General features: G+C 70.4%; 6 protein-coding genes. 1 reads left to right on the top strand and 5 read right to left on the bottom strand.

What is annotated here, in order from left to right; all coding sequences use genetic code 11:
- From ACFU99_RS35280 to ACFU99_RS35265, 4 genes are all read right to left on the bottom strand, one after another.
- The coding region (locus ACFU99_RS35280) for a chromosome segregation SMC family protein (RefSeq protein WP_384400179.1) at positions 1-1,300 on the bottom strand (1,300 nt) is incomplete at its 3' end.
- Between the two features lie 222 nt (positions 1,301-1,522).
- Positions 1,523-1,729 (bottom strand): hypothetical protein, encoded by a 207-nt coding sequence (locus ACFU99_RS35275; protein WP_384400176.1) that lies wholly within the window; start codon positions 1,727-1,729, stop codon positions 1,523-1,525.
- A gap of 402 nt (positions 1,730-2,131) precedes the next feature.
- Positions 2,132-2,413, bottom strand: coding sequence for an acylphosphatase (locus tag ACFU99_RS35270; protein WP_384400173.1), 282 nt, complete (start codon positions 2,411-2,413; stop codon positions 2,132-2,134).
- Positions 2,414-2,615: 202 nt separating this feature from the next.
- A complete protein-coding gene (locus tag ACFU99_RS35265) occupies positions 2,616-2,921 on the bottom strand; it encodes a hypothetical protein (protein WP_384400171.1) in 306 nt (101 codons plus the stop codon).
- On the opposite strand from ACFU99_RS35265, the gene ACFU99_RS35260 reads away from it, so the two are divergent.
- The gene (locus tag ACFU99_RS35260; RefSeq protein ID WP_384400182.1) at positions 2,830-3,177 is read left to right on the top strand and encodes a CAP domain-containing protein; all 348 of its coding nucleotides are present in this window, start codon (positions 2,830-2,832) and stop codon (positions 3,175-3,177) included. The two genes, ACFU99_RS35265 and ACFU99_RS35260, sit on opposite strands and share 92 nt — an antisense overlap.
- A 30-nt stretch (positions 3,178-3,207) precedes the next feature.
- Here the strand turns inward: ACFU99_RS35260 and mutM are convergent, their stop codons facing one another.
- Positions 3,208-4,089 (bottom strand): bifunctional DNA-formamidopyrimidine glycosylase/DNA-(apurinic or apyrimidinic site) lyase, encoded by an 882-nt coding sequence (gene mutM / locus ACFU99_RS35255; RefSeq protein ID WP_384400168.1) that lies wholly within the window; start codon positions 4,087-4,089, stop codon positions 3,208-3,210.
- Positions 4,090-4,215: the final 126 nt, after the last annotated feature.

Below are 4,215 nucleotides of genomic sequence, written 5' to 3'. Positions count from 1 at the left end.
GCTCGTACTCCTCCTCGGCCGCCGCGGCCCGCTCCCGTGCCTCGTCGCGCGCGGCGGCCATCCGGTCGATCTCGGCGCGCGCCGAACCGGCCCGGCCTCGGGCGGCGTTGACTTGGCCGTGCAGCCGGGCGAGCCCCTCGCGGCGGTCGGCGATGGCGCGCGCGACGTCGCGCAGCCGCCGTTCCTCCTGCGCCAGCCGGCTCTCCAGCTCGGCGCGGTGCTCCATCGTGTCGTCCAGCGCCCGGCTCGCCGCCTCCAGCGCGGCCTCCAGCTCGGCCTCCGTCTCACGGATCCGGGCCGCCTCGCGCTCCATGTCCTCGGGGTCGCGGCCGTGCCGCTCCTCGCCGGGGGCCGCGGTCGCGCTCTTGACGCGGGCGTCGGCCAGCCCGATCGTCCCGCGCACCCGCTCGGCGAGCTGCGACAGCTCGTGCCAGGTCTGCTGCGCCCGCTGGAGCCGCGGCGCGAGCGTACGCACCCGCTCCTCCAGCTCCGCCTCGCGCTGGAGCGCCGCCTTCAGCGCCGCGTCGGCGGCGTCCTTGCGCGCCTTGAGCGCCGCCTCGTCCTCGATCTCGGCGCGCAGCCCCTCGCGCAAGGTCACGAGGTCGTCGGCGAGCAGCCGCAGCCTGGTATCGCGCAGATCGGCCTGGATAACGGCCGCCCGGCGTGCGACGGCGGCCTGCCGCCCGAGCGGTTTGAGCTGTCTGCGCAACTCATCGGTCAGATCCTGTACGCGCGAGAGATTGGCCTGCATCGCGTCGAGTTTCCGCAGCGCCTTCTCCTTGCGCTTGCGGTGTTTGAGAACTCCGGACGCCTCCTCGATGAAGGCGCGCCGCCCCATCGGATCGGCGTGCAGAACGGAGTCCAGCTGGCCCTGGCCGACGATGACGTGCATTTCGCGGCCGATACCGGAGTCGAAGAGCAGTTCCTGGATGTCGAGCAGCCGGCACGTATCGCCATTGAGCTGGTATTCGCTGCCGCCATTGCGGAACATGATCCGCGTGATGGTGACTTCCGAGTAGTCGATGGGCAGCGCGCCGTCGGAGTTGTCGATGGTCAGCGACACCTCGGCGCGGCCCAGCGGCGGCCGGCCGGTGGTTCCGGCGAAGATGACGTCTTCCATCTTGCCGCCGCGCAGCGACTTGGCCCCTTGTTCGCCCATGACCCAGGAAAGGGCGTCCACGACATTGGACTTGCCGGAGCCGTTCGGGCCTACGACGCACGTGATACCCGGCTCGAAGCGGAGCGTCGTAGCCGAGGCGAAGGATTTGAAACCTCGGAGGGTCAGGGACTTGAGATGCACGCCGTGGGACTCTACCGCCCGCCCCCGCCTGGACCCGGTCCCGGCGCGGGCACGGGGCGCCCCGCTTCATTTTCGGTTTCACCGGTTATGGTGCAGGGCACATCTGACGGTGAGGAGGCGGTGGGTAGCAGCCGGAAAAAACGAAGGGACGCCGAAGCGTCCCTTGCGGATTCTCAAGCGGCTGACATTGCAGCCCGGGCAACCCTGGGGTAAGGGTTGAGGTCAGGCCAGCGCAGGCTCCGCCTGCGGTACGTCCATGCTGTCGAGCAGCGAGTTGCCGTGGTGCGCGGCGGCGTACAGCGCGTCATTTTCGGCCTGAATCCGGATGAGCTCGGATTCGAGGTCCTGGACACGCTGCTGAAGCCGTCGCATCTCGGAGAGAACTCGGGGGTCGGAGCCGCCGACGTAACCGAGAAGCGCCTTTGCCATGATGGATGGTCCTCCACACTGAGTGACCGACCGAAGCGGTGTGGGTCGTGAGGGATTCGCACCCGCGGTGTCTGCCATCACTACTGTGTTCAATGCCAAACAGCTAAGGTGCGCGGGGCTTCCAGCGTCTCACCAAAAAGTTTGACGGTCAACACGATCACGCCCCGTATCAAGGGGCAACCCAGGGGCGCGCGGCGGCTCAATGCGCGGCGCTTCCTCTTCCCGGGCCCGCGGGGGCGTAGAGATCATCCGTCGAGGGGCAGCCTTGCACGGGCGGGCGCACTTGGCAACCATCAGGTCATTTCTGCCCTTCGCATATGCCCGAGACGCTCAGATCACGCCCACTGAACGGTTTCGCCGTCCTCTCGTGCGCCCCCGTCCGCCGTACGCACGCCCGCGCGCTCAGCGGATCTCGAACCCGTCGTATCCGCCGCGCGGTGTGTCCCAGATCTCCGTCACGCCGTCGACCCGGCCGGGCGTGTCCCCGGTACGCAGCCAGTCGAGCAATTGATCGCACCCCTCGCGCGGGCCCTCCGCGACGACCTGCACCCGGCCGTCGGAGAGATTCGAGGCGAATCCGGTGAGATCCCCGATACGGAGCGCGTTGGCGCGGGTGAACCACCGGAACCCCACCTCTTGTACATGGCCACGGACCCAGGCGGTCAGACGGACATTCTCGTTCATGTCCGCACGCTAACCGGCCAATTGCCCGCGGAGCACGTCGGCCCCGATGACCATGGCGTACAGTCGCCGCTCAATACGACTACTAGCCCGTACGAGTGACGCATGTCGATGCCTGGCAACGCGCAGCGCACGTAAGGAAGGCAGTACACATGGGCCGCCATGGACGCACCCCGCCACCCGCCGCCACGGCTCCCCCGTCCGCCTAGCCCTCCCCCGCGAAGGATGAGGAGGAGTCCGGAGACAAGGCCGGGAAGGGAGCGGGGACCGACCCGCGTTCGAGCCACGGCGCCACGGACCGCGCCGGAGCCCCGCCCCGTACCGACGACGCCGCGCACGCCCCGGCCGCGCCCCGGCAGACCGCGTCCGCGTCGGCTCCCTCCGGCCGCGTCGCGGCGGCCCGCAGCCAGGTCCTCGCCCTGGTCAACCAGGAGCGGGCGAAGGCCGGCTGTAGCCCCGTCGCCGCGAGCGAGCCGCTCGACGCGCTCGCCGGGGACTTCAGCGAGGACATGGCCAAGCGGGGCTTCTTCGCCCACACCGACCCGGACGGCAAGAGCCCTTGGGACCGGGCCAAGAAGCGCGGCATCAAGAACCTGGGCGGCGAGAACATCGCGCGCGGCCAGGCGGACGCGAAGGCCGTCATGGACACCTGGATGCACAGCCCCGGCCACAAGGCGAACATCCTCAACTGCGACTACAAGAAGCTGGGCGTCGGAGTGCACTTCGGCCCCGGCGGCCCCTGGTGGACCCAGGACTTCGGCTTCTGAGGGCTTTTCAGGAGCAGTGCCTGAAACTCGTCAGCGCCCGGTGGCCGTCGGGCGCGGCGGGCGCTGGCAGCGCGGGCAGAAGTAGCTGGAGCGGTTCATCCAGGGTCGCCGGCGTATGGCGGTGCCGCAGCGGCGGCAGGGCTCGTCCTCGCGCCCGTACGCGTCCAGGGAACGGTCGAAGTACCCCGACTCGCCGTTCACATTGACGTAGAGGCTGTCGAAGCTGGTGCCGCCCACCGCCAGGGCCGCGTTCATCACCTCGCGCACATGGCCGAGGAGTTCGGCGCCGCGGGGGCGGGTGAGAGTCGCGGTGGGGCGCTCGTAGTGCAGCCGCGAGCGCCACAGCGCCTCGTCGGCGTAGATGTTGCCCACGCCGCTGATCAGCGACTGGTCGAGCAGCGCGCGCTTCACGGTCGTACGGCGGCGGCGCAGCGCGGCGTGGAAGGCGGCCTCGTCGAAGGCGGGGTCCAGCGGGTCGCGGGCGATGTGCGCGATGACGTCCGGGAGGCCGTCCGGGTCGCCGGGGACGGCGTCGTGCAGGGAGAGCCCGCCGAAGGTGCGCTGGTCGACGAAGCGCAGTTCGGTGCCGTCCGCGTCGGCGAAGCGGACGCGGACACGCAGGTGCTTCTCGTCGGGGGCGTCGTGCGGCTGGACGAGGAGCTGGCCGCTCATGCCGAGGTGGGCGAGTACGGAGAGCGCGTCGGCGCTCTCCATCGGCAGCCAGAGGTACTTGCCGCGGCGGCGCGGCTCGCCGATGCGGTGGCCGGTCAGCCGGGCGGCGAAGTCGGCGGGTCCGGCGACGTGGCGGCGGATGGCGCGCGGGTGCAGCACCTCGACGGAGGTGACGGTACGGCCGCGGACCCACCGGTCCAGCCCGCGCCGGACGACCTCGACCTCGGGCAGCTCGGGCACGCTCTCTCCTCTGTAGACCACACGCTGTGAACGAAACGCTGGAAAAGAACCGCTGCGAACGCACCGCCGTGAACGAGCCGCTGTCGGAGAACCGCGGGATGCGGCTCCGCCCACCCTCCCCTGGCG

Source organism: Streptomyces sp. NPDC057654 (assembly GCF_042800135.1).
Classification (GTDB): domain Bacteria; phylum Actinomycetota; class Actinomycetes; order Streptomycetales; family Streptomycetaceae; genus Streptomyces.
The sequence above is the reverse complement of the archived record's forward strand: the minus strand, read 5'-3'. Positions and strand labels throughout refer to the sequence as shown.